The 25076-nt window shown below is 46.6% G+C and carries 18 protein-coding genes, 1 tRNA gene, 1 rRNA gene and 2 pseudogenes; 17 read left to right on the forward strand and 5 right to left on the reverse strand.

The window, feature by feature from the left end; translation table 11 throughout:
- The first annotated feature begins 248 nt into the window (after nt 1-248).
- The 5 genes from DWW70_RS00005 (at nt 249) to DWW70_RS00025 (ending at nt 8780) form a co-directional block, all read left to right on the forward strand.
- Nucleotides 249-3129 (forward strand): 23S ribosomal RNA (locus DWW70_RS00005).
- Nucleotides 3130-3250: 121 nt separating this feature from the next.
- Nucleotides 3251-3321 (forward strand) — tRNA-Trp (locus DWW70_RS00010).
- Nucleotides 3322-3627: 306 nt separating this feature from the next.
- On the forward strand, nt 3628-4740 hold the full coding sequence (locus tag DWW70_RS00015; protein ID WP_118649038.1) for a metallophosphoesterase family protein: 1113 nt from the start codon (nt 3628-3630) through the stop codon (nt 4738-4740).
- A 2-nt stretch (nt 4741-4742) separates the two neighbouring features.
- Nucleotides 4743-6305 (forward strand): ATP-binding protein, encoded by a 1563-nt coding sequence (locus DWW70_RS00020; RefSeq protein ID WP_118649039.1) that lies wholly within the window; start codon nt 4743-4745, stop codon nt 6303-6305.
- A 27-nt stretch (nt 6306-6332) separates the two neighbouring features.
- Nucleotides 6333-8780, forward strand: a complete 2448-nt coding sequence (locus tag DWW70_RS00025; protein ID WP_118649040.1) for a hypothetical protein — start codon at nt 6333-6335, stop codon at nt 8778-8780.
- A gap of 218 nt (nt 8781-8998) precedes the next feature.
- On the opposite strand, the gene DWW70_RS00030 is transcribed toward DWW70_RS00025, so the two are convergent.
- A complete protein-coding gene (locus DWW70_RS00030; protein ID WP_118649041.1) occupies nt 8999-10936 on the reverse strand; it encodes an ABC-F family ATP-binding cassette domain-containing protein in 1938 nt (645 codons plus the stop codon).
- Nucleotides 10937-11174: 238 nt separating this feature from the next.
- Here DWW70_RS00030 and DWW70_RS00035 point away from each other — a divergent pair, with 238 nt between their 5' ends.
- The 12 genes and pseudogenes from DWW70_RS00035 to DWW70_RS00085 all read left to right on the forward strand — a co-directional run bounded on the left by DWW70_RS00035 (nt 11175) and on the right by DWW70_RS00085 (nt 21936).
- Complete coding sequence (locus DWW70_RS00035; RefSeq protein WP_015533093.1) at nt 11175-12971, forward strand: hypothetical protein; 1797 nt, start codon at nt 11175-11177, stop codon at nt 12969-12971.
- Nucleotides 12972-12989: 18 nt separating this feature from the next.
- Nucleotides 12990-14039, forward strand: coding sequence for an FAD:protein FMN transferase (locus DWW70_RS00040; protein ID WP_055144876.1), 1050 nt, complete (start codon nt 12990-12992; stop codon nt 14037-14039).
- A gap of 9 nt (nt 14040-14048) precedes the next feature.
- Entirely contained in the window at nt 14049-14417 is a 369-nt protein-coding gene (locus tag DWW70_RS00045) for a NusG domain II-containing protein (protein WP_055224216.1), read from the forward strand.
- Nucleotides 14407-14964: a Gx transporter family protein gene (locus tag DWW70_RS00050; protein WP_022216220.1), complete on the forward strand. Its 558-nt coding sequence runs from the start codon at nt 14407-14409 to the stop codon at nt 14962-14964. Before DWW70_RS00045 ends, DWW70_RS00050 begins: the two co-directional genes overlap by 11 nt.
- Before the next feature lie 219 nt (nt 14965-15183).
- Nucleotides 15184-16509 carry an electron transport complex subunit RsxC gene (gene rsxC / locus DWW70_RS00055; RefSeq protein ID WP_118649042.1) on the forward strand — a complete coding sequence of 442 codons (1326 nt, stop codon included), beginning with the start codon at nt 15184-15186 and terminating at the stop codon, nt 16507-16509.
- A gap of 12 nt (nt 16510-16521) precedes the next feature.
- A pseudogene (locus tag DWW70_RS15455) lies at nt 16522-17454 on the forward strand (RnfABCDGE type electron transport complex subunit D); the annotation flags it as partial.
- 87 nt (nt 17455-17541) lie between these two features.
- Nucleotides 17542-18147: an FMN-binding protein gene (locus DWW70_RS15460; protein WP_255415649.1), complete on the forward strand. Its 606-nt coding sequence runs from the start codon at nt 17542-17544 to the stop codon at nt 18145-18147.
- Nucleotides 18147-18788: pseudogene (gene rsxE / locus DWW70_RS15465) on the forward strand (electron transport complex subunit RsxE); the annotation flags it as partial. The gene DWW70_RS15460 and the pseudogene rsxE, both read left to right, overlap by 1 nt.
- A 650-nt stretch (nt 18789-19438) precedes the next feature.
- Complete coding sequence (locus DWW70_RS00070; protein WP_015533099.1) at nt 19439-20011, forward strand: electron transport complex protein RnfA; 573 nt, start codon at nt 19439-19441, stop codon at nt 20009-20011.
- A 13-nt stretch (nt 20012-20024) separates the two neighbouring features.
- The gene (locus DWW70_RS00075) at nt 20025-20810 is read left to right on the forward strand and encodes an RnfABCDGE type electron transport complex subunit B (RefSeq protein WP_015533100.1); all 786 of its coding nucleotides are present in this window, start codon (nt 20025-20027) and stop codon (nt 20808-20810) included.
- Nucleotides 20811-20851: 41 nt separating this feature from the next.
- On the forward strand, nt 20852-21319 hold the full coding sequence (nrdR, locus tag DWW70_RS00080) for a transcriptional regulator NrdR (protein WP_015533101.1): 468 nt from the start codon (nt 20852-20854) through the stop codon (nt 21317-21319).
- Nucleotides 21316-21936, forward strand: a complete 621-nt coding sequence (locus DWW70_RS00085; protein WP_015533102.1) for a YigZ family protein — start codon at nt 21316-21318, stop codon at nt 21934-21936. The genes nrdR and DWW70_RS00085 overlap by 4 nt, the downstream gene beginning before the upstream one ends.
- Here the strand turns inward: DWW70_RS00085 and DWW70_RS00090 are convergent.
- Genes DWW70_RS00090 through DWW70_RS00105 form a run of 4 tightly spaced genes read right to left on the reverse strand, consistent with a single transcriptional unit; the run spans nt 21887 to nt 24968 of the window.
- The gene (locus tag DWW70_RS00090) at nt 21887-22876 is read right to left on the reverse strand and encodes an ABC transporter permease (RefSeq protein WP_118649044.1); all 990 of its coding nucleotides are present in this window, start codon (nt 22874-22876) and stop codon (nt 21887-21889) included. The genes DWW70_RS00085 and DWW70_RS00090 overlap by 50 nt on opposite strands.
- 18 nt (nt 22877-22894) lie before the next feature.
- Nucleotides 22895-24010, reverse strand: a complete 1116-nt coding sequence (locus DWW70_RS00095; RefSeq protein ID WP_118649045.1) for an ABC transporter permease — start codon at nt 24008-24010, stop codon at nt 22895-22897.
- A 19-nt stretch (nt 24011-24029) separates the two neighbouring features.
- The gene (locus tag DWW70_RS00100) at nt 24030-24695 is read right to left on the reverse strand and encodes an ATP-binding cassette domain-containing protein (RefSeq protein ID WP_055144861.1); all 666 of its coding nucleotides are present in this window, start codon (nt 24693-24695) and stop codon (nt 24030-24032) included.
- Entirely contained in the window at nt 24696-24968 is a 273-nt protein-coding gene (locus DWW70_RS00105) for a hypothetical protein (protein WP_015533105.1), read from the reverse strand.
- Nucleotides 24969-25076: the final 108 nt, after the last annotated feature.

A 25076-nucleotide genomic window follows, 5' to 3' on the forward strand; every position in this document is an offset into this window, starting at 1 on the left:
CTAAATATGTACCTTGAGAATTTCATACAGAAAGAGATAATTATTATAAGTTTATAATAAGCCATTAATAATTAACAAGACATCTATTACCAAAATCTGCAGAGCAGATTTTAGGTTAGTAAGTGCGAAGCACTTACAAAGCCAAAAATGCAAAGTGGATTGAGGTACAAAACCAAAAGATAAAGTAGACAAATATCTTAAAGCTTTTTAGAAAGAGACCACAACACATCAAGCTACGTGTGTTGTAAGGTTAAGTTAGAAAGAGCGCAGGGTGGATGCCTTGGCACTGAGAGCCGATGAAAGACGTGATAAGCTGCGATAAGCTGCGGCAAGAAGCAAATATTCAATGAACCGCAGATTTCTGAATGGGGAAACCTGGCTGAGCAAACCTCAGTCGTCCTATACTGAATACATAGGTATAGGTCGGGAACCTCCTGAACTGAAACATCTAAGTAGGGAGAGGAAGAGAAAGAAACATCGATTCTGTTAGTAGCGGCGAGCGAAAGCGGAAGAGCCCAAACCGGAGTGCGTGCACTCCGGGGTATGGACTGCAACATGGCAGTGTTAACGATAGCAGAAGGGTCTGGGAAGTCCCGCCAAAGAGAGTGAAAGCCTCGTATGCGAAATTGAAAACACGCCTAGCAGAATCCGGAGTACCACGAGACACGAGAAACCTTGTGGGAAGGCGGAGGGACCACCCTCCAAGGCTAAATACTACTCAGTGACCGATAGCGCATAGTACTGTGAAGGAAAGGTGAAAAGGACCCCGGGAGGGGAGTGAAAGAGAACCTGAAACCCTGTGTTTACAAGCTGTGGAACTACGTTAAGGTAGGACCGCGTACTTTTTGTAGAACGGTCCGGCGAGTTTCTTGTACCGGCAAGGTTAAGCACTTAAGGTGCGGAGCCGAAGTGAAAGCAAGTGTTAACAGCACGCATAAGTCAGTACAAGAAGACCCGAAACCGGGTGATCTACCCATGTCCAGGTTGAAGTCGCCGTAAAAGGCGATGGAGGACCGAACGCACATCCGTTGAAAAGGGTGGCGATGAGGTGTGGGTAGGGGAGAAATTCCAATCGAACCCGGAGATAGCTGGTTCTCCTCGAAATAGCTTTAGGGCTAGCCTCGTATTAGTCTTGCGGAGGTAGAGCACTGAATATCCTAGGGGGCGTCAAAGCTTACCGAAGATTATCAAACTCCGAATGCCGCGTAGATGATGTACGGGAGTCAGACTGCACGAGATAAGTTGGGTAGTCAAAAGGGAAAGAGCCCAGACCACCAGCTAAGGTCCCAAAGTGCGTGTTAAGTGGTAAAGGATGTGGGATTTCGAAGACAACTAGGATGTTGGCTCAGAAGCAGCCATACATTCAAAGAGTGCGTAATAGCTCACTAGTCGAGAGGTCCTGCGCCGAAAATGTCCGGGGCTAAAACACGACACCGAAGCTGTGGATCCGAAAGGATGGTAGAGGAGCATTCTTAAGTCGACGAAGCTGTACTGTAAGGAGCAGTGGAGAGTTAAGAAGAGAGAATGCCGGAATGAGTAGCGAGATTTAAGTGAGAATCTTAAAGGCCGAATATCTAAGGTTTCCAGGGTAAAGCTGATCTTCCCTGGGTAAGTCGGGGCCTAAGGCGAGGGCGAGAGCCGTAGTCGATGGATAACAGGTTGAAATTCCTGTACTGCTTATGGACAGAACTGTGGGGACGCAGAAGGAGAGCACGAGCCGGAAATGGAAAAGCCGGTACAAGCGTATAGCAGTCATGCAGGCAAAACCGCATGAAAAATGTAAAGCGTTATGTGGATCGAACATTAGTAGAGAAGCGTGTGAGCCAGCTGCCAAGAAAAGCCGCTATTGTTTCATAAGTACCCGTACCGTAAACCGACACAGGTGGATGAGGAGAGAATCCTAAGGCCGGCGGGAGAAGTGTTGTTAAGGAACTCGGCAAAATGACTCCGTAACTTCGGGAGAAGGAGTGCCACAGAGATGTGGCCGCAGAGAAATGGCCCAAGCAACTGTTTAGCAAAAACACAGGTCTATGCAAAACCGAAAGGTGAGGTATATGGGCTGACGCCTGCCCGGTGCTGGAAGGTTAAGAGGAGAGGTTAGAGCAATCGAAGCTTTGAATTTAAGCCCCAGTAAACGGCGGCCGTAACTATAACGGTCCTAAGGTAGCGAAATTCCTTGTCGGGTAAGTTCCGACCCGCACGAAAGGCGTAATGATTTGGGCACTGTCTCAACAACACACCCGGTGAAATTGAAATACCAGTGAAGATGCTGGTTACCTGCGCCAGGACGGAAAGACCCCATGGAGCTTTACTCCAGTTTGATACTGGGATTCGGTACTGTCTGTACAGGATAGGTGGGAGGCTAGGAAATGGTGACGCCAGTTGCCATGGAGCCAACCTTGGGATACCACCCTTACAGTACTGGGTTTCTAACCTGCAGCCGTAACCCGGCTGGGGGACAATGTCTGACGGGGAGTTTGACTGGGGCGGTCGCCTCCGAAAGAGTATCGGAGGCGCTCAAAGGTTCCCTCAGAACGGTTGGAAACCGTTCGAAGAGTGCAAAGGCAGAAGGGAGCTTGACTGCGACACCGACGGGTGGAGCAGATACGAAAGTAGGACTTAGTGATCCGGTGGTATAAAGTGGGATTGCCATCGCTCAACGGATAAAAGCTACCCTGGGGATAACAGGCTTATCACTCCCAAGAGTTCACATCGACGGAGTGGTTTGGCACCTCGATGTCGGCTCATCGCATCCTGGAGCTGTAGCAGGTTCCAAGGGTTGGGCTGTTCGCCCATTAAAGCGGTACGCGAGCTGGGTTCAGAACGTCGTGAGACAGTTCGGTCCCTATCCGGCGTGGGCGTAGGATATTTGAGAGGAGCTGTCCTTAGTACGAGAGGACCGGGATGGACAAACCTCTGGTGTATCTGTTGTTTTACCAAAGGCATGGCAGAGTAGCCAAGTTTGGCAGGGATAAACGCTGAAGGCATCTAAGCGTGAAGCCCCCCTCAAGATAAGATATCCCATCTTCGGAGTAAGACCCCTTGAAGACTACAAGGTTGATAGGCTTCAGGTGTAAGTGTGGTAACGCACTCAGCTGAGAAGTACTAATAGGTCGAGGACTTATCCTTAGAGGTTTCTAAGAGATAAGCTTTAGAAGATACCTCTTTCTGTGTGAAATTCTGAAGGTACAGAATAAAAAGTACCGGGAAAATTTAACGCTGCAGCAGGTGTTAAATTTTTTCTGTATATAGGGGATTGGTCAAATGGTATGATAGGAGTCTCCAAAACTTTTGGTGGGAGTTCGATTCTCTCATCCCCTGTTTGATTGGCGTCAGAAACCTTGTAAAACCAAGGCTTCTGGCGTTTTTTGTTTGTGAAAAAACAAAATCCGTAATAATTACGGAACGAAAATCAAGGAGCAATATACTTCATGTATGAACTTAAGAGACAGTTTTCTGCTGTTGAATACAGAGAGAAAACACATGTGTATCAGACAGGAGGTATATGATATGATGTAGACAGGGTCCGCGGCATATGCCGTGGACTTTATTCTTTATGAGCAAATTTTTACGTATTATGTTAATATAGAAAAAGAAAAGAATAGAGATGACTGAGGTTGAGGAACTATGAGAATAATACACTGTGCGGATATCCATCTTGATTCAGCCCTGAGTGCACATCTTGGAAGAGAAAGAGCCAGAGGCAGAAGAAATGAGATACTTAACACATTCAGGAAAATATTCGGGTATGCTGCAGAGAATGACGTGCAGGCGGTAATAATAGCGGGGGATCTCTTTGATTCAGAGACAGTGTCTGCCACGACGATAAATGTTGTTCTGGGGGAGATAGCGAAGTATGCTGACATAGATGTGTTCTATCTGAGGGGAAATCATGACCCGGATGAAAGTTTATTTGCTGGGCGGAGACTCCCAGAGAATCTGTATTTATTCGGAGATGAGTGGACGCAGTATCAGCTTAAGGGATCACATATAGTGATCGCGGGCGCTGTGCTGAATGACGAAAACTGCAACAGCATATATGATGAACTCGAACTGGATGAGAACGATATAAATATTGTCACACTCCACGGACAGGAGCAGGAATATGGCAGGGCTCGCAACATGAATGATGTATGCCTGAAGAAACTCAGGGGAAGAGGCATAGATTATCTGGCACTGGGACATGTGCATGGAAGAAAGCTGGAAAGTCTTAATCACAGGGGAGTCTATTGCTATCCGGGATGTCTGGAGGGCAGGGGCTTTGACGAGTGTGGTGAGCATGGATTTATGATGCTTGACGTGGATGAGAGGAAGCATATGGTTGAGACCGAATTTGTGCCATTTGCCTATAGAAGGCTGTTCGATGTGGAAGTGGACGTGACAGGGGCAGAGTCAAGCTCTGATGCGGCGGACATGATCGCAGACAGACTGTATCAGGAACTGCCGGGGACCATGGAAGATGAGTCCAGGGACATGGTGAGGGTATCCCTCACAGGCGCGGTAAATGTTGAGAGCGAGATAAACACGGATTATCTGACTAAGCAGTTTCAGGATTCGTTCTATTATATGGAGATCTTGGATCACACGGATTTTCAGGTGGATTACATGAGGTATGTGAATGATGCGTCCCTCAAGGGCGAATTCGTGAGGAAGGTCATGAGGCAGGATATGAGTGAAAATGACAAGGCATATGTGATCCAGACAGGACTCAGGGCTCTTTCGGGCGAGGAGATATTTTAAGTATGAGATTGATATCTTGTTATATAGATGGATTTGGCAAATTGAATAACATGGAAGTCCAGTTCGAGGATGGGATAAATACATTTGTCCAGGATAATGGCTGGGGCAAGTCGACTCTTGCTGCTTTTATCCGGGTCATGCTGTATGGCTTCGACGGTGAGACGAAGAGAAATGACATTGAGAATGAAAGAAAAAGATATCGTCCGTGGTCGGGGGCTGCCTATGGCGGAGACCTGGTATTTGAGAGCAGGGGCAGAAACTACAGGGTTCAGAGGACATTTGGCGCGAAGAAGAGCGATGACAAATGCGTGATATACGACGAGGCGACTCATGCTGTAACAGGAATGTTCACGGATAAGCTTGGGGAGGAGCTGTTTCATGTGGATTCTGCGTCATTTGTGAGAAGTATGTACATAGGGCAGGATGACTGCCGGACCTGGGCGACGGATGGGATAAGTGCTAAGCTTGGTAATATCGCTGACAGCACGGATGATATAAGCAATTATGAGAATGCCAGACAGATACTGAAGAATGTTATAAACAGGCAGTCGCCAACCAAGCGGACAGGGGAACTGTACAGGAGAAAATATGAGCTTGATGGGATGCGTGAGCAGGTCAGGGAGCTTGATGGAATAGACAGAAGTATAAATGAGCTGAATAAAAATATCCGTGAGATAGAAATGCAGAATCAGAACCGGATGGGACGACAGCGTGACAGTAAATATATCATGACAGGATTTTGTGCGTTGATCGCAGCACTTTTATTTCTGGGAATGTGGAAATTTATGCTTGGAATAGAAGAACCTGACGATATGGCTATGATTATATTTGTTGTATGTGCAGGTATGTTTTGTGTACTCGGAATCTACTACATTATACGCGGGATAAATGAAAAGATTTGGCACAGGAAGAATAAGGTGGAAGAGCCGGGGGATGCCGCTGATGATACCAGATCGGACGGATCAGATGATATATATACAGCCGATGACGAATCCGATATGGATGAGGAGATGTCGGTCTATATGGCAGAAAACATGAGACTTGGCGAGTATGCCAGGGAACTGGCGGAGTTCAAGCTTCGAAGACAGGAGATAGCTGCTGTGAAGGCATCGTTGGCGGATAAGAAAAAGGCTTTGGAAGACGATCTGCACAGATACGAGCTCAACGTAAAGGCGTACGAGCTGCTGGGGGAGGCCAGGGATACATTTGCAGTGGGACATTCGGTGCCAGTCATGGAGGCATTTGACAGGTATTATGAGTGCGTTACAGGAGAGCATGCAGGAAATGTACAGGCGGCCCCGGATATGACAATCAGGTACAGAGAGCAGGGAATGTACAGGGATTCTCAGACCTTGAGCTCGGGACTGGCGGATATCCTCGGAGTGTGTGTAAGAGTTGCAATAGTGGACAGCATGTATCAGGATGAAAAGCCGATGCTCATAATGGATGATCCATTTGTCAATCTTGATGACAGAAATATGGCGGGGGCGAAGAAATTTGTGGAGAAGATATCGGAAAAATATCAAATATTGTATTTTACATGCAGCCAAAATCGTGTACTATAGATACATAATAAATACTCAGGAGGAAGTATGTTGCGGACAATAAGGAAGGGATTGTATAAGTCGAATAACGTAAGATTTCTTGCTCTGCTCATCGCTGTGGCATTTGTTCTGCTGACGGAGATGGCGTGTGTGGGGAACATGACGGCCAAAGCGGAGACTGCAGGGGATGTGGCTGCATCTGTATATGCGGATACGGAGACTCCGGGGGTGGCGACGCCTACCAGCGTGGTGGAGAAAACAGCACTTAAGATGAACAGCAGTACATATGTGTTTACGAACTCCACCGATGGCATGTTCAGACTCAGTTTTGCGGAGGGCGAGAGTTACTTCATTGGTTCAGGTGAGGACAGTGATACACTTATCACATATGCACTGATAAGATATAACTCCAAGTTTTATCTTGTCGCAGCGGATGACAGCGATGCAAATGTGGAGTATAACGGAAGCTACACAGACACCAGCTTTGAGATGCTGAAGTCAGCGAATTATAATTCTTCAAGCAGATATGTCAACATGAGCGTTAAGAGCGGCAATACCATAGAGCTCAAAAAGTTTACATTTGCCAGGGACTATTCTGTAGCTCTGACAGGATATTACAATGGAGTGTATTATACCGAGGGCAGTCCGGCGACAGGACTGTTCACAAGATCCGGGTACTGTGATTACTTTGTGAGTGGCAAGGCTGTTGTGGGAGATGGCTGGTACAAATATGGCAGCAGTTCACCGGCAGGGGAGCTTGTTGACGCGGATATATCCGGAAGCATGTCTGGAAATGATGTGAAGTATATCCAGCTTTTTGATGGGCATGTTGTGAGCGCTTATCACGGCAATTATTTCTACAGCTATAATGGAACAGTCAGGATCACCGTCAAGAATAAGGCTGTCATGGTAAATAATATAAAAGTCCTGTTTGACAAGAATGGAAATGCGTACAAGGGACTCAGAACAGAAAATTCCAGAGTGTACTACTACGAAGCGGGTATTCCGGTCAAGAACGTGGTGAAGCAGTTTGGAGAAGACTATTATTACTTTGGAAGTGACGGCGCTGCGGTGAGATCGACCTGGATCACATCAGGAAACTGCGTGTATTATTTTGCGGTGGACGGCAAGGCAGTAAGGCGGATGCAGTCGGGAAGACTGTACCAGTATTCGTCGGGGAAATGGACCAGTACGGCAACCGGTGTATACGAGGTAAACAGAAGATATTATTACTTTGTGAACGGTGCGAAGAGCAACGTCACGAAGTGGTATGAGATCTCAAGGGATAAGAAGTATTACATAAGAAACGGAGAGGCAACCTATTTTGTACAGGTGGACGGCATAAGATACAGATGTCAGAAGGTGGCGAGCGAGGGCGGCTGGACGGCTGCGGTGAATGCGTGGATACCTTCATTTGGACATGTTGTGCTCCACACGGACAGCACGGGAATATCTGATGCGATATATTACAGATCGACACATACTGTATCGGGATATGCAGACACGTACAGAGTATTCTCGAATAACAGATGGATAGTAAAGAAGAATTCTGTGGTGAGACTGCAGGACAACTGCAGTTACTTTGGTAAAACAGGTAAGGCTGTCAGAACAAAGGGCTGGCAGACGATTAGTGATTACAGTGCGGCTTATGTAGGCGATGAGGGAACTGTAACTGAATATGTGTATTATGACGAGAGTACAGGATATTCCGAGTACAGAAGTGGCAAGCTGCTCAACGACAAGTCTGAGGGTCTTAAGAATGCCAAGATCAACAACAAGAAGGTGTATTATTTCAGCGATGCAAATGGACGCTGCAGTAAACTCACGAAGATAGTAGTGGGTGATGTGGAGTATGAATTTGACAGTTGGGGAAGATGCTTCAAGACAGATTCGATAAGCTGGGATTTTGATGAATGGATGAAGAGGGTTGTCAATGAATATCTGGGTAGGACAGGAATCTACTGCAATGTATTTGTGGCAAATGCGCTTAGATACGCAGGCAGCAGCACTCCGGGAAGTGATATGTCAGTCAAGTACACTGACTTTGCAAATGGCGGATTCGTGATCAGTTCATCAAATATATGCTCAGACTGGGCACTCCGCAAGGTCATCGCCAAGGCGATTCTGGCGCAGAATGGAAGCTGGGGTGAGACGACGGATTACGAGCTCACAGCGGACAGGGAGGACTTCTCATACGATGTGCTCCTGCCTGGTGATATAGTTGTCTACTATACGAATGGAGAGCCGACCCATGTCGGAATCTATTTTGGAAAGTTCTCTTCAGCGACTGCACTTAAGCAGTATCTGAGAAAGCTTGGAGTTCCGGCTTCGGCATGTGAGGCATATGTGCATGACTGGGGTTCTAACAGCGGAAATAAGCCTGAATACTGGATCATTCAGGGTGGAATGGGCAGCAGCGATCAGGTCTATATAAGCAATTCTGCATATGATCTGTCGGGACAGTATGCCATGAAGATAATTCATGTGAGACATTAGAATGTAGAGAGATTGACATAAATGTACAGGGAACTGTGCATGAGACATGTATGAACAATAGATGTACAGGAGACTGTGCATGATAACAAAGAAAACACCATATATGAATACGGTGAGTGGATACCTTATATGGATCCTCTTTGCTGTAGTCATATATGGTGTTTTTGGTATTTGTTGATATAGTTAAGCCTGCAGGTTTGACATGAGCGATCCCGCCATCAGTCATCCTCGGACAGTTCCTCCCATTTCGTGTAGAGCTCGTTGAGTTCTGTGTCGGCTTCGTTCCTCTGCTTTGTGAGGTCGTTCAGCAGACCGACATTTGTGGCGTTCTCAGGAAGAAGAAACTGTTCATCGATCTCTGCGATCCTGTTCTCAAGTTCCTCGATGGATGCCTCAAGCTTTTTCAGGTCATTTGCCTTCTTGCGCTGCCTTGCCGCCTCAGCTTTGCTTTCCTGCCATGAGAGCTTGGCCTGTGAGACAGCGGGAGCGGTCTGGGCCGGTGCGTCAGAGACTCCGCTTATTGGAGTGAATGGACTTACTAAATCTGTGGAATACGTTCTGTGGGTCTCGTAGTAATCGTAATTGCCTATATAGCTTGTGAGCTGTTTGTCCCTTAACTCGATGATCCTTGTGGCCGTCTGGTTGATGAAGTATCTGTCGTGGGATACATACAGGACAGTGCCGGTGTAGTTCCTTATGGCATTCTCCAGTATCTCTTTTGATGTGATATCCAGGTGGTTCGTCGGCTCATCCAGAATAAGAAAGTTGGCGGAAGAGAGCATCAGTTTGGCAAGGGACACACGTCCACGCTCGCCACCTGACAGATCCTGTATCCTCTTGAACACGTCCTCACCTGTGAAGAGGAATGCCGCAAGGACATTACGGATTCTGGTGTTGGACAGATCAGGGTAGGCGTCGCTTATCTCATCGAATATGGTGTTGGACATCGTGAGTACCTGATGTTCCTGATCGTAGTAACCAATCTTGACGCGTGATCCAAGTATGATAGCTCCGGCATCTTTGGATACAAGCCTGTTGATCATCTTCAGTATGGTTGTCTTTCCGGTTCCATTTCCACCTATCAGGGCGACGTGTTCGCCACGTTTGATATCCATATCTATTCCTGAGAACAGATTATTGTCGCCAAATGATTTGGAGAGTCCTTCGATCGTAAGAACATCCTCGCCGCTTAAGACATTTGGCTCAAGAGTGATCCTCATCTCGGATGCAACCTCGGTTGGCTTGTCGAGACGTTCTATACGTGAGAGCATCTTCTCACGGCTCTCTGCACGTTTGATGGACTTCTCTCGGTTGAACTGCTTGAGCTTCGTGATGACCTCTTCCTGATGCTTGATCTCCTGTTGCTGGTTGAGATATGCCTTCATCATGTTCTCACGGATCTCTGCACGCTTTTGTGCGAAGTAGGTGTAGTTGCCATTGTATACCTGGCTGTGGCCATTGTCGAGCTCGACTATCTTGGTCACGATCTTGTCGAGGAAATAACGGTCGTGGGAGACGATGATGACGCTTCCCTGGTAGGATGACAGGAAGCCCTCAAGCCATGAGATGGATTCCATGTCCAGATGGTTTGTCGGCTCATCGAGGATGATGATATCCGGCTTCACCATGAGGAGTCTGCCGAGTGCAAGTCTTGTCCTCTGGCCACCGGACAGAGAGTCCGTGTGGCGGTCATAATCCTCCTTGGAGAAACCTAGTCCTTTGAGAACTCCATTTGCCTCGCTCTCACAGCTATAGCCGTTCTTATATTCGAATTCGTGGGTGTAGCGGTTGTAGAGCTCCAGAGATCTCTCGAGCTCCTCACCGGTCTGTTCAGCCATGGTGTGTTCCAGTTCGCGCATCCTGTCCTGAAGCTCAAGGATAGGCTTTAGTGCATCCATCATGACACCGCGGACAGTAGTGTTGTAATTGCTCTCCTGATACTGGGACAGATAGCCGATGGTCCTGTCCTTTGACACTATGACCTGACCGGAGTCAGCACTTTCCTCACCCATTATTATCTTGAGAAGAGTGGTCTTGCCGGCGCCGTTTATGCCGACTATAGCCATTTTCTCCTTTTCCTCAAGATGAAAAGAAATATTGTCCAATATAACATCTGTGCCAAATGCTTTGCAGATGTTCTGACAGTCTAAAATCATAATTTAACCTCTCATTTGTGTTCTAGCCTTTTAATTATATATACAAGCCTTTACTTTCGCAAGAAAATGGAGTGGATTTTATACTATAAGGGTGGAATTGCACTGTTTTTTATAAAATGTTCATATTATTTTAAGCAAAATACACAATTATTGTGATATACTAGATAAAGATATGCGTGGATATAGGAAAGACGCCGCAGGGCGGATTGATATATAATTACAGAAAAGGAATGATGGAATGGATTATAGCATCTATGACTATAATAGTGACGAGAAGCTTCTTCAGGAACAGGAGATAGAGGAGATCAACAATGTGAAGATGAGTCTGCTCAACACTCTTGTCACGAAGCTGAACAATGCGGGAATATATTTTAACAGTACATCGAGAATCAAGTCAGAATCGTCACTTCTGCACAAGCTGGAGACTGGTAAATACTCCATGCAGGAAGGTGGAAGAAAGATTCAGGATATCATAGGTATACGAATCAACCTGTTCTATCTGGAGGACATGGATATATGTGAGAAGATACTTGAGGAGACGTTTCTTCTGGACAATTGGTCCAAGACGAAGAATGAGGAGAACAAATTTGAGGCACAGAAATGTAACGGTGTGTTCAGGATACCGAGCAAATATCTGCGAAACATACCTGCAAGTGTGTGGAACAAGCCATTTGACCAGACATTTGAGGTACAGCTCAGGACGGTGCTCTTCGAGGGTTGGCATGAGATAGAGCATGAGATGAGATATAAGTATAAGCTGGGTTCTGATTCCAAGGAGACCGATCTGTGGACTGGACATGAGGATCTGTCCAGAGTCATGAACAGTATCATAGCCAATCTGGAGCTGTGCGACTGGTCTATCATGCAGATTTTCAACAGTATTCACGACTCACAGTACAAGGAGAAGAACTGGGAGAATGCCATAAGAAGCAAATACAGGCTCAGGATCACGCAGGATCCGCTTAAGCCTGAGCTCAGGGAATATCTGGACAACAATCCGGACATCGTGGCGCAGTTCCACACTGTGAGCAAGCGCGAACTGGTTGAGATACTGCTCAACAAGAAGTATCACAAGGAGCTGACTCCTGACAGAGTTATTTATCTGATCAACAAGGAGATAGTCCACAACGAGTATATATCAAGGCTGCTTGACAAGGAGCAGTTCGTTCCAGCGGTCAGACCAGAGGTGAAGACTGAGATAAAGCCTATGGTTCCGAATGTTGTGTACAGCCACAGGGTAGGAATACCTGCGGCGGGTTATGACAAGGCGTGTGAGATCATATACAAATGGGTCAGAGAGCACATCAGTATGGTGTTCCCACAGATGCCCGAGGAACTCACGAGTGTGGATTATTCCACCATAGGATATAAGGTATATATAACATATGAGGCCGGTGAGTTTCATATGGATTTCCAGCACATAAGCAATTCAGAGGCTGGTGTTATATGGCATGTGACAGTGGATATGGTGAGTGCCGGGGATATATATGATGTGAATGTGGAGAACATATGTGAGACCATCAACGTCAAGGAGAGAAGATACAGCAGGCCAAAGTTCATGAAGGATATGTTCAATCAGGTTGGCTTTGTAGACGCCGGGATAGTCATGGAGGAGGGATCAAGCCCTGAGGAGATCAGCTATGACAAGCTGAATGCGATTGTTGAGAGCCCTGACAGATATATGCCGATCATAGTCATAGTGAAGCCGGATGAGATACCGGACTGGGCGATAGACTGTGATGGATATATACTCAGAACGGATATGCTGAAGAAGACCCTCAACGGTTTGTGTCATGTATATCTGTGCAGTGGAGACTGCAAGAAGCGCTACGAGGAGGAGTACGGTAAGGAATCCGTGGATGGTGGAGTTATGATGTGGGAGAAGAACAGTAACTACCCGATATTCTACTCCATGGATATCATCAACCAGAGCTTCTTCGAGGAGGTAAATCACAGCATCAATGAGAATGTGGAGTACGAGAAATCCTTCAGATATTCGCTGAGAGAACAGGTTCACGATGAATATCTGAAATAACACAGAGGTAGGCAGACCATGAAGAAATGGTACAGGATAGCAGCCGTAGTGGTTGTCATGGTGGCTGTGATTGCTATGGTCATCATATCAGGCGTGAGACGGTCAGGTGAAAGTGAATATACAAGGAACACGATCACCATGGGAACGGCTGCGTCATTTACAGTGTATGGAAGCCATGGCAGTGAGAATATAGACGGGATGCTGAAGCTCATAGACAGCCTGGACAAGGATGTGCTGTCATGGCGCTCAGCGGACTCTGAGATATACAGGGTGAACACCACATATAAGCCTGATGAGGATATCACGGTGAGCAGCGAGCTTGCGGGTGTGCTGAAGCAGACGCTTGACATATCGAGGGCTCATGACGATCTGCTGGATATCACCATACGGCCTTTGGCGGATGTGTGGGGGATAGAAGATGGCAGGACAGAGATTCCATCACAGGCGGATATAGACAGTGCATTGAGGCTGGTGGATGTGTCAAAGGTAAGTGTGGATGGCGATACGTTAAGGATATCAGAGCCTGGTATGATGCTTGATCTGGGAGCAGTCGGCAAGGGATATGGCTGCGACATGGCAGCAGAGTATCTCAAGGGTACTGATGCGGCCGGTGCATGTGTGGCCCTGGGCGGAAGTATAGTTGTGTACGGAAGCAAGCCTGATGGTACAGCCTGGAAGGTCGGTGTCAAGGATCCGAGAGCTGGAGAGGGAACGACCATGGGTGTCATAAGCTTTGGCGATGGGGAGACGGCATTTGTATCCACATCGGGAGATTATGAAAAGTATTTTGAGCAGGATGGCAGGAGATACCACCACATACTTGATCCCCGGACAGGATATCCGGCATGGAATGGCACTATAGCGGCCACGGTAGTGTGTGATAACGGACTGACCAGTGACGCCTTGTCCACACTGTGTATGCTGATGGATAAGGATAAGGCTATGAAGACCATTCAGGAGTATGGTGCGGAGGCCGTCATCATAGATGAGGATAAGAATGTGTATGTCAGTGAAGGCCTGAAGGACCGATTCACCATAACGGCAGAAGACTATAAATTGGCAGAGTGATGTGAAGATATGGCAGGATGGTTTAGAAAAAAAGATCTGATATTGTGTGTAGTCCTTTTAGTAGCGGGAATTATATGCTGGCTTGTCATGCGGCTTGTGCTTCCGACGGGCAATACCGCGGATGTGTATATAGATGACAAACTGGTGCAGACCATAGACATGACAGTCGACGATACCTATGAGTTCAACACGGACAGGGGCAGCAACACTGTTGTGGTTGAATCTGGGAAGATCAGTGTCGGTGATGCGGACTGCCCGGATAAGGTGTGCGTGAATATGGGCTGGAAGAGCAGGAGAGGAGAGACTATAACCTGTCTTCCGCACAAGCTTGTCATAGAGATACAAGGTGGCAGGGAAAGAGATATAGATGTGCAGTAGAGATAAAAATGATCAGAAAAGTTCAGAGACGGCGGTGGATAGAATGCATGGCTGGAGTACAAAAAGGATCACATACACAGGTATGTTCGTGGCCATAGCCATGGTATTTTCCTATCTTGAATCCATGATCCCGGTGAATATAGCTGTTCCGGGAATCAAGCTGGGACTTGCAAATATGGTCACCATAGTTGTCATGTACAGGCTGAGGATATCAGATGCGTGGATAGTGTCACTGGTGAGAGTGGTGCTGTCATCGCTGTTGTTTGGCAATATGACGGTTATGGTATACAGCATGGCGGGAGCGGTGTTGTCACTTCTGGTCATGACGCTTTGCAGGAAAAAGGATCTGTTTGGTCTCCTTGGAACGAGCATACTAGGCGGAGTGAGCCACAACGCAGGGCAAATAGCAATGGCAGCACTTCTCATGAAGAGTGGCAATATCATGTTGTATATGCCGGTGCTGTGCATATCGGGAACTATAGCCGGTGTGTGCATAGGCCTGGCGGGGGCTGTGCTTGTCAGAAAGCTTCCGTCCATAGAATATTAGAATGATATCCGAATGAATTTATAAATGATCACATGTAAGATACAGAAAAGACATAAGTGTCTATATCTTATATGTGATCGTTTTTTATGCGGATAAGCAGAAGAATTTCCATATTTTAAAATGATAATATATCCCCATTTAGGTTGTTTTTGAGGGCTTAAAGCGTTATTATATAGGGAGATTTTTTTAATAAAAATATATAAGGAAAAGAGGTAGAACATGGGTTTGTTAACATTTCTGGGCGGAATTCATCCATATGAAGGCAAAGAATTGTCAATGGAAAAGCCTGTCAGAGAATACCTTCCAAAAGGTGACTGCGTGTACCCGCTGAGTCAGCATATAGGGGCACCGGCCACACCTATAGTGAAGAAGGGCGACAGAGTCCTGGTTGGTCAGAAGATTGCGGAGACCAGTGGCTTCGTGTCAGCGAATATACATTCATCCATATCGGGAAAGGTCAAGGCAATCGAGCCGAGATATGTGCCTGGTGGATCAAAGGTTGAATCAATAGTTGTAGAGAATGATGGCCTGTTTGAGGAGATCGACTTTGCAGCAAATGTAAAAGATCTGTCCACTCTGTATAGAGAGGATGTGAAGGAGATCATCAAGGAGGCCGGAATAGTAGGAATGGGCGGCGCCGGTTTCCCTGCAAATGTCAAGCTGTCCCCGAAGAACGAGGATGCGATCGACTACATAATAGTAAATGGCGCAGAGTGTGAGCCATATCTTACTTCGGATTACAGAAGGATGATGGAGGAACCGGACAAGCTGATACTGGGACTTGAGATATGTATCAATCTGTTTGATCATGCAAAGGGAATCATCGCCATAGAGGATAATAAGCCTGAGGCAATAGAACTTCTCAGGAATAAGGTAAAGGACAATGACAAGATCGAAGTCCATGTGATGAAGACCAAGTACCCTCAGGGTGCCGAGCGTCAGCTCATATATGCTAACACTGGAAGATATGTCAACTCCAAGATGCTTCCAGCGGATGCTGGATGTATAGTTCACAATGTTGATACCATCGTGTCCATATATGAGGCAGTTATAGAGGGAAGACCACTCTACACAAGGATAGTCACCATAACAGGTGATGCCATAGAGAATCCATGCAATCTTATGGTGAGGATAGGAACAAACTGTCAGGAGCTTATAGAGGCTGCGGGTGGATTTAAGGATGGTGTGGTTCCTGAGAAGGTGATCTCAGGCGGTCCTATGATGGGAAAGGCACTTTTCTCATTGGATGTTCCTGCAACCAAGGGAGTGTCGGCACTGCTGTGTATGACACATGACGAGGTGGCAGACCTTGAACCGAGCAACTGTATCAGATGCGGACGCTGTGTTGATGTGTGTCCGGGACGTATTGTTCCTTCGATGCTTGCTTCACTGGCTGAGCATGGGGATACAGAGGGATTCCTGGCTCACAACGGAATGGAGTGTTGTGAGTGTGGATGCTGTTCGTATGTGTGTCCGGCGAAGAGACATCTGACACAGACCATTGCGGGAACAAGAAAATCCATCATTGCAAATAAAAAGAAGTAGGAGGTGTACACATTGGATAATACATTTAAGATTTCGTCATCTCCACATGTCAGAGATAAACGAAGTACACAGAGCATTATGCTGGATGTGATCATTGCTTTGCTTCCGGCAACCGTATTTGGAATCATCAACTTCGAGCTGAACGCTATGATACTTATACTCACATGCGTGGTCTCATGCGTGCTGTTTGAGTGGCTGTACCAGAAGATGATGAACAGAAAAGTAACAATAAGCGATCTCAGTGCAGTTGTAACAGGACTTCTTCTTGCACTGAACCTCTCACCGGATGTACCGGTGTGGATGGCGATACTCGGAAGTGCATTTGCCATTATAATAGTTAAACAGCTCTTTGGAGGACTGGGATTCAACTTCATGAATCCAGCGCTGGGCGCAAGATGTTTCCTTCTCATATCATTTGCAGGAAGAATGACATCATTCTCGTATGATGGTGTGACAACTGCTACACCTCTTGCAGTGCTCAAGAACACAGGGGATCTGGCAAATGTCAATGTACTCAATATGTTTCTTGGAAATATACCGGGAACCATAGGTGAGACATCAGTTGTATGTTTACTTGTTGGTGCGGCTTATCTTCTGATCAGAAGAGTTATAAAGCCGGTTATTCCATTTACATATATAGGAACATTTGCGGTGCTCATTATGATATATGCGGTTGCATCGGGTAGAGGTTTTGATCTTACATTCCTCGCAGCACACCTGTGCGGTGGTGGTCTGATGCTTGGAGCATTCTTTATGGCAACTGACTATGTTACATCACCTATCACACCTGCGGGTAAGGCCTTGTTCGGTGTGATACTTGGTATACTCACATTCTGTTTCAGAATATACGGAGGATCAGCAGAGGGCGTATCATATGCGATCATATTCTCCAACCTGCTTGTGCCACTCATTGAGAGATGGACACAGCCGAAGAGCTTCGGAGAGGGCGCAGAGCTTGCAGCCCAGGGTGACACAGCCGGGACAAAGTCCAAGATGGATACAAAGTCGATTGTTATAGCAACTATAGCAATCATGATAATCACAGTCATAGCAGGATTTGCACTGGCTTATGTATATAAGATCACAAAGGATCCTATAGCAGTTACAGAGCAGAAAGCAAAGGAAGAGGCATATAAGGCGGTATTCGATGATGCGGATTCGTTTGACAGCTATGCTGACTTTGATGCCGATGCGGCTGCAAAGATCCTGTCAGATGCCGGATATAACGCAGATATAGATGAGATCGTGGAAGCAAAGGGCAGCGATGGTTCAGCACTTGGATATGTTGTGACTGTCACATCACATGAGGCGTATAGTGGAGACCTTCAGCTTGCCATGGGAGTCAGAGCGGATGGAACGACAAATGGAATTTCATTCCTGTCACTCTCAGAGACCGCAGGACTTGGCATGGAGGCTGACACAGACAGCTTCAAGTCGCAGTTTGCAGGAAAGAAGGTCGACAAGTTCCAGTACACCAAGTCAGGTGCAACAGTGGACGAGGAGATAGATGCCCTGTCAGGAGCTACCATCACAACAAATGCGGTTACCAATGCGGTGAATGCGGGACTTGAGTATGTGAAGTCCATAAATGGCGGTGCTGCTGATTCATCTGCAGCGTCGAACGGAGGTGACAAGTAATGGGAAAATGTACAGAGCGTTTATATAATGGTATTGTGAAAGAGAACCCGACCTTCGTACAGATGCTTGGAATGTGTCCGACACTTGCGGTTACATCATCAGCCATCAATGGCGCAGGAATGGGACTTACGACCACATGTATCCTGGTGCTCAGCAACTTCATGATCTCAGCACTCAGAAAGGTTATACCTGATAAGGTCAGAATACCATCATTTATAGTTATCATAGCTTCGTTTGTTACTATCATACAGTTTCTGCTGCAGGCGTACCTGCCATCACTCAACAGCAGCCTTGGACTGTATATACCACTTATAGTTGTAAACTGTATCATCCTTGGTCGTGCCGAGGCATATGCTTCCAAGAACAAGGTACTTCCATCTATATTTGATGGACTTGGAATGGGCCTTGGATTTACAGTTGGCCTTACACTTATAGGAATGTTCAGAGAGCTTGTCGGAAAGGGCTGTGTATTTGGATTCCAGATACTTGGAGATGGCAACTTACTTCAGAACTCATCGGGAATTATAAAGGGTATAGGCAATGCACTCAGCCTGTACACACCTATAACAATATTCGTACTTGCACCTGGTGCATTCTTCGTGCTTGCATTCATCATAGCATTTATCAACAAGAGAAATGCAAAGAAGGCAGCCGAGGCACTGGCAAATGGAGAGGAGATCCCGGCAGCATGCAGACCGGACTCATGTGCAGGCTGTATCAATGCAGCATGTTGTGGCAAGCTGGTTTCAGAGACTCCGGCTCCTGTAAAGGCAGCAGAGGCTCCGGCGAAACCTTCAGCGGATGCAAAACAGGTTAAGAAGCAGGAAGAGACACCTGCAGCGGCAGATAAGGATGCAGCAAAGAATACAGCGCCAGAGGCTGACAAGCCAGATGAGGCGAAGAAGGATGAGCCAAGACTCAGCCCATATGCACCGACCAGAGAGTCAGTCCTCGCCGACATAAAGCTTGTTCCGAATGCGACAGGAAAGATGCTTAAGGAGCATGCTGAGGAAGTTCAGCAGGAAAAGACGCCAGATGAGGAGCAGCAGACTGTTACAGAGACTCAGTCAGACAGTCAGGACAATCTCCAGAATGAGAAGTCAACAGAGCAGCCAGCCGCAGAACAGGAAGTAGCAGACAAAGTGGCAGCAGAGCAGCCATCAATGGATCAGCCGACGGAAGCAGAGCAGCCAGAACACTCTGCAGAGAACGAGCCAGCAGATTCCGACATAAAGCTCAAGGAGACAATGGCTCATATAAAGAAGAAAAAAGGAAAGGGAGGTAAGAGATAATGAATATTTTATTGTTAGCCATCGGAGCGGCACTTGTAAATAATGTTATCCTCAGCCAGTTCCTCGGACTGTGTCCTTTCCTTGGAGTGTCCAAGAGTGTCAACACAGCAACCGGAATGGGAGCAGCGGTTGTGTTCGTCATGACCATAGCTTCATTTGTCACCAGCGTTGTGTATTACGGCATACTGAGAAGATTCGGACTTGAGTACCTCAACACCATAGTGTTCATCCTTGTGATCGCAGCACTTGTACAGTTTGTTGAGATGTTCCTCAAGAAGAAGGTCAAGTCATTGTATGAATCACTTGGAGTTTACCTTCCACTGATCACGACCAACTGTGCCGTGCTTGGTATCGCTCTCTCAAATGTACAGAGCGGTTACGGTATACTTGAGAGTACCATCAACGGATGTGGCTCTGCAGTCGGATTTACTATAGCCATAGTGATACTTGCAGGAATCAGAGAGAGACTTGAGCACAGCCCTATACCTGAGGCGTTCAAGGGAACCCCTATAGTTCTCATCACATCAGGTCTTATGGCGATCGCGTTCTTCGGTTTCTCAGGATTGATATAAGGAGGGTGCGGATATGACAGGAATATTGATAGCTGTGGCAGTCGTCGCAGGCGTAGGTATTGTGATAGGTATCCTTCTGGGTGTCGCAGGAGAGAAATTTAAGGTAGAAGTAGATGAGAAAGAAATAGCAGTAAGAGAGCTCCTTCCGGGAAATAACTGCGGTGGATGTGGTTATCCGGGATGTGACGGACTGGCAGCGGCCATCGCCAAAGGTGAGATGCCGCCATCAGCGTGTCCTGTTGGAGGCGAGGCAGTGGCAGCGAAGATCAGTGAGGTCATGGGCGTGGAAAACGCTGAAAATACAAGGTATGTGGCATTTGTCAAGTGTGCAGGAGACTGCGAGAAGGCGAAGGATGTATACGAGTATGTTGGACCAAGGGACTGTAAGCTGGCACAGAACAATCCAAACAGCGGTCCTAAGGCATGTACATATGGATGTACAGGTTATGGCTCATGTAAGGCAGTATGTGAGTTCGGGGCTATTGACATTATAGATGGAATTGCGGTAATTAATAAGGAGAAGTGTAAGGCATGCGGCAAATGTGTCACAGAGTGCCCGAGACACTTGATAGAGCTGGTTCCATATGATGCAGAGAGACTTGTCAGATGTAATTCCCATGACAAGGGTCTTCAGGTCAAGGCAGCCTGCAGCGCAGGATGTATCGGATGTACACTGTGTGCAAGGAACTGTGAGGCTGGAGCCATCACGATAGACAGAAACCTTGCTCACATAGATCCAGAGAAGTGTACAAATTGTGGTGCATGTAAGGCCAAGTGCCCAGTAAAGATAATATCGTAAGAAGGTCCCTCCGAAGGTGGGAGATATAAGGAGAAAATTATATGAGATGTCCATTTTGCTCAGCAGATGATACAAAGGTTATCGATTCCAGACCAGCGGAGGATGGAAGTGCGATCAGAAGAAGAAGACAGTGTGACGCCTGTGGTAAGAGATTTACCACATATGAGAAGGTGGAGACCATACCTCTCATAGTCATCAAGAAGGACAAGAACAGAGAGACTTATGACCGTTCCAAGATAGAGTCAGGTGTCATAAAGTCATGCCATAAGCGTCCGGTTTCAGCGGAAGCAGTCACAAAGTGCATAGATGACATAGAGAACACCATCTTCAACATGGAAGTGAGAGAGATAGAGAGCACGACCATAGGTGAGATAGTCATGGATAAGATCAAGGATCTTGATCAGGTAGCCTATGTAAGATTTGCATCAGTGTACAGAGAGTTCAAGGATGTGAATACATTTATGGATGAGCTGGGCAAGCTGCTCACCAGCAATTCGGAGAAGCGATGATAGAGACATACAACACGATATTACAGGAGGGGCAGGACGAGATAGTCGAGAAGAAATCACGATTCATCGGCTATGCAGTCCCTGTGTCCTCGGAGGAAGAGGCATATGCCTTTGTCGAGAAGATCAGGAAGCAGCACTATGATGCAAGGCACAACTGCTATGCATTTGCCATAGGCAGCGAGAATACATTGCTAAGATTCTCTGATGACGGAGAACCGCAGGGAACGGCTGGAAAACCCATCCTGGAGGTTATCACGGGGAATGCGGTGGTTAATATATGTATAGTGGTCACAAGGTATTTTGGTGGAACACTGCTCGGAACAGGTGGTCTTGTGAGAGCATACACCGAGGCAGCCAAGCTTGCACTGTCTGATGCGGGTATACATAAGATGCAGCTTATGAAGCTGGTGAAGATAACCACGAACTACAACGATTCGGGTAAGGTACAATATCTTCTCAGCAACAGTGATGCACTGATAGACAGTACGGATTACACTGCAGATGTGTGCTTCAATGTGGCGGTGCCGGCTGACAGCTATGGATGTCTGGTAAAGCAGATCACAGAGTCTACATCTGCGAGAGCATTGATAGAAGACTCAGGAGAAGAGTACAGATGATGATGAATGGCAGAGCTATAGTAAATATCTTATAGCGCCTGAATATCACTCTGAATATAAGTGTAGCAGCAAGGCTGATGACTGACACTGCGGCGATATGCAGCAGGACATTGAGACAGACATTGGTGCCGGAATATATGATCAAGGATATAAAGCTGATAATGGCAGCGGGAATAATTCCCGCTGCTATATTTTTTACACAGAATCCGGCTTTTTTTCTAGAGGAGAGGATAGAGTAAGCCCCACAGTCCAGATCCCGGAGATAGTTCTGAAGTCCCAGGAGAGAACATACGAACAAAGTTATGTAAACCAATATTCCCACAGGAAAATTGTTTGGCGCAATATCTGTCAATGCCGTGTATTTTCCGGTGAGTCCGCTCTCGATGGTGAAAATGTCCTCATTTTCGATATATCCCTTAAATCTATCACTTATGTATTCTGACACCTGGGTCTCGTCGTATGGGACATTTGCCAGGTAACGATCCTGGAGCATACATACAGACATGTCTGCCGCATATGCATACAGGAGGGCGGCATACACGGATTCTTCGGACACAGACTGGAATGAGCTTCCATCGGTTGTATACACGGTTATGTGGCGCTTCCCGTCAGAGTGGATCATTGATTCACTGAAACCATCAGGAACCATGTACGCGGAGTCGATCCTGCCGGATGCTACATCATCCTTAATGTCTTTCAGGGATTCATAGTGCCTGAAGGTAAATCCCGTGGATGTCGATGTGAGATACGACAGGAAAGCATCCGTGTGTTCGTCAGAACTTTCAATATACACGCCGGACACGATCTCGGTGCTTTGCTTTCTGGCTGGCAGAAGGCTCACAGCGATCAGCACAGCGGGGATGACCAGCAGAACGACGATCATGGCGGGACGGCACAGTATTCTCTTTATAAGTAAGTTTATCTGTCTTATATGGTTCATAGATGTATCTCCGTAAATTTATGATAAATATATGCACAGTGTCTGCACAAGCTTATTGAGCAGCGATCCATGGCATATATACTTTGCAAAGTTTGGAAGCATGGCTTCCGGTATGAATAAGCCGCTCACATAGGCCAGTATGACAGTGACCACAGTGAGAAGCAGTGTGCAGCCGTGTATCCCTGCGGGAACCAGACTTATGAGCAGCGTATATACCGCGACACATGTAGCTATGACGATTCCGAACAGTATCCCGTTCATGTGGATATTTACATGCAGTTCATCGATAAACAGTGATGCCAGGGCGAGAGCCATGTATACAGTTATATAAAGGATATACAGCCATATGAACATGGATATGAAATTGCTGACATTGCGTCTGACTTTGCCAATTCCCTGTGACCTGAGCTTTGTTATGTAAGAGGCTGGGAGGTCGAGCAGGAATGGGAAGAAAACAACGCTGCACAGCATCATCATGAGAAGAACCGCCGCACTTGTGTAGAAGTCGGTGGTATTTGCTGCTCTGGTTGCATTTATTTTGTCGACGGTGAAGTTGGCAGTCCTGTCAAGAACCTTAGTCATGAACATGGCATTTACATCGTTGCTGAGCGTGTCCTGAATATCCTCGGGAAGCTCCATGTTCCTTCCTATCGCCTGAACCGAATATATGGCCGCCTGGGATATGCCAAGCATGGAGGAGGTGGAGCGGAAGAGGTCATTCAGCACAAATGTATCGATGGACCGGTTGTCAGAATAGTATACCTCGACAGGTGTGTTCGTTCCGTCCATGATGTCGCTTATGATATTGTCAGGGACGTAGATCACAGCGAACAGGTCTCCGTCAGAGAGCCTTGAAAGGGCTGTATCCTTGTCTGAAAATTCTGTGAATACACATGATGAGTGGTAGCTGTCCATATCAGATATCGTGTTGTATGCCATCTGTGCGGTTTTTGAATCTGCACTCATCACGATTCCGATTGAAAGTGGTTCGGAGCGGTCATCAGAGTAGATGAAAGAGTTCGCGTTTAACGCAAGACACAGGAAAACCGTCATCATGACAAATGCTGCGACTACCATGTATATTCCATAATGAGCTATTCTTTTCAAATCAGTTCGTATAAGTCGGTAAAACATAAAACTCCTTTAGATAAAGCTATGATCTGATCAGATTGATGTAGGTTTCAGGTGAGGTGTATCCGGGTGAGATATTTCTGTCTATGGCCAGTTGGATGTGTCCATTTTTCAGTGTGTATATCTTGTTGCATATATCCAGCGCAGATGTCTCATGTGTGGCGATGATGACACTTCCTCCATGTGTTATGTAATTCTGGAGATAGCTCAGTATCCCGTTCTTGCATAGAAGATCAAGTGAGGCCAGAGGTTCATCGAGAAGAAGCAGATCCGGGTCAGACATCATCGTGATGGCAAGGCTTAGCCTCTTCTTCATTCCACCGGAGAGCTTTGAGACACGTTTGTCCAGAAATGAATCCACACCGAGAGACTGACATATGCTCATATTGTGGGAGTTCATGACTGTTTTCCTGCTTCCGGGGTGCCACAGTCTGATGTTGTCAATGGCTGTGAGTTCCGGTATGAGTGGATTGTCCTGTGGGAGCAGAGCAGCATTTGCCTGACAGTCGAAACCGAAGCAGCCTGAGTCTGGCTTTATGTTTCTGGATAGTATTCCCAGCAGGGTGGATTTACCCGATCCGTTGATTCCCAGCAGGGCGATGCATTCACCCGGGGATACGGACAGTGACACATCTGTCAGAACTTTATTTTTGCCGTAGCTTTTGCTCACTGAAGAGACAGAAAACATCTAGTATTCCTCCTCTATTACCTGAAAATCAAGGTAGTCAAAATCTATATCCTCCACAAAGTTATCCGCTGTGAATCTGGTTCTGGCGTGGTGGATAAACTCATCCTTATTCTTCTTAAGCCACACCGGCTTTGCCAGGTCAAACTCGTAGCACATATCCTCAAGGGCCTTGTATACCTTGTGGGTACGCGTCATCTCGTAGTCGGATATGCATATCACGGTATCCTTCATGAGGTGGTTATCTTTTATAAGTTTTCCCCATACTCTAAACATATATTATCCTCCATAAGGGTTATTTGAGATCGTACCTGACTAGTATATAACATTTGTGCACAGAATTAAAACAATAAAGACACAAATATGACACATTTACTGCGTATA

Origin of the sequence: Coprococcus sp. AF16-5, from assembly GCF_003479365.1 — a bacterium.
GTDB classification, from domain to species: Bacteria; Bacillota; Clostridia; order Lachnospirales; family Lachnospiraceae; genus Coprococcus; species Coprococcus aceti.

Bases quoted from the DNA above. Each gene is read 5' to 3' on its own strand.
- DWW70_RS00095 (WP_118649045.1), bottom strand. From the start codon at position 24,010: ATGTTTTACCGACTTATACGAACTGATTTGAAAAGAATAGCTCATTAT.
- DWW70_RS00030 (WP_118649041.1), bottom strand. From the start codon at position 10,936: ATGATTTTAGACTGTCAGAACATCTGCAAAGCATTTGGCACAGATGTT.
- DWW70_RS00090 (WP_118649044.1), bottom strand. From the start codon at position 22,876: ATGAACCATATAAGACAGATAAACTTACTTATAAAGAGAATACTGTGC.
- DWW70_RS15460 (WP_255415649.1), top strand. From the start codon at position 17,542: ATGATAATCACAGTCATAGCAGGATTTGCACTGGCTTATGTATATAAG.
- DWW70_RS00100 (WP_055144861.1), bottom strand. From the start codon at position 24,695: ATGTTTTCTGTCTCTTCAGTGAGCAAAAGCTACGGCAAAAATAAAGTT.
- DWW70_RS00020 (WP_118649039.1), top strand. From the start codon at position 4,743: ATGAGATTGATATCTTGTTATATAGATGGATTTGGCAAATTGAATAAC.
- DWW70_RS00105 (WP_015533105.1), bottom strand. From the start codon at position 24,968: ATGTTTAGAGTATGGGGAAAACTTATAAAAGATAACCACCTCATGAAG.
- DWW70_RS00085 (WP_015533102.1), top strand. From the start codon at position 21,316: ATGATAGAGACATACAACACGATATTACAGGAGGGGCAGGACGAGATA.
- DWW70_RS00040 (WP_055144876.1), top strand. From the start codon at position 12,990: ATGAAGAAATGGTACAGGATAGCAGCCGTAGTGGTTGTCATGGTGGCT.
- DWW70_RS00015 (WP_118649038.1), top strand. From the start codon at position 3,628: ATGAGAATAATACACTGTGCGGATATCCATCTTGATTCAGCCCTGAGT.
- DWW70_RS00045 (WP_055224216.1), top strand. From the start codon at position 14,049: ATGGCAGGATGGTTTAGAAAAAAAGATCTGATATTGTGTGTAGTCCTT.
- DWW70_RS00075 (WP_015533100.1), top strand. From the start codon at position 20,025: ATGACAGGAATATTGATAGCTGTGGCAGTCGTCGCAGGCGTAGGTATT.
- DWW70_RS00035 (WP_015533093.1), top strand. From the start codon at position 11,175: ATGGATTATAGCATCTATGACTATAATAGTGACGAGAAGCTTCTTCAG.
- rsxC (WP_118649042.1), top strand. From the start codon at position 15,184: ATGGGTTTGTTAACATTTCTGGGCGGAATTCATCCATATGAAGGCAAA.
- nrdR (WP_015533101.1), top strand. From the start codon at position 20,852: ATGAGATGTCCATTTTGCTCAGCAGATGATACAAAGGTTATCGATTCC.
- DWW70_RS00025 (WP_118649040.1), top strand. From the start codon at position 6,333: ATGTTGCGGACAATAAGGAAGGGATTGTATAAGTCGAATAACGTAAGA.
- DWW70_RS00070 (WP_015533099.1), top strand. From the start codon at position 19,439: ATGAATATTTTATTGTTAGCCATCGGAGCGGCACTTGTAAATAATGTT.
- DWW70_RS00050 (WP_022216220.1), top strand. From the start codon at position 14,407: ATGTGCAGTAGAGATAAAAATGATCAGAAAAGTTCAGAGACGGCGGTG.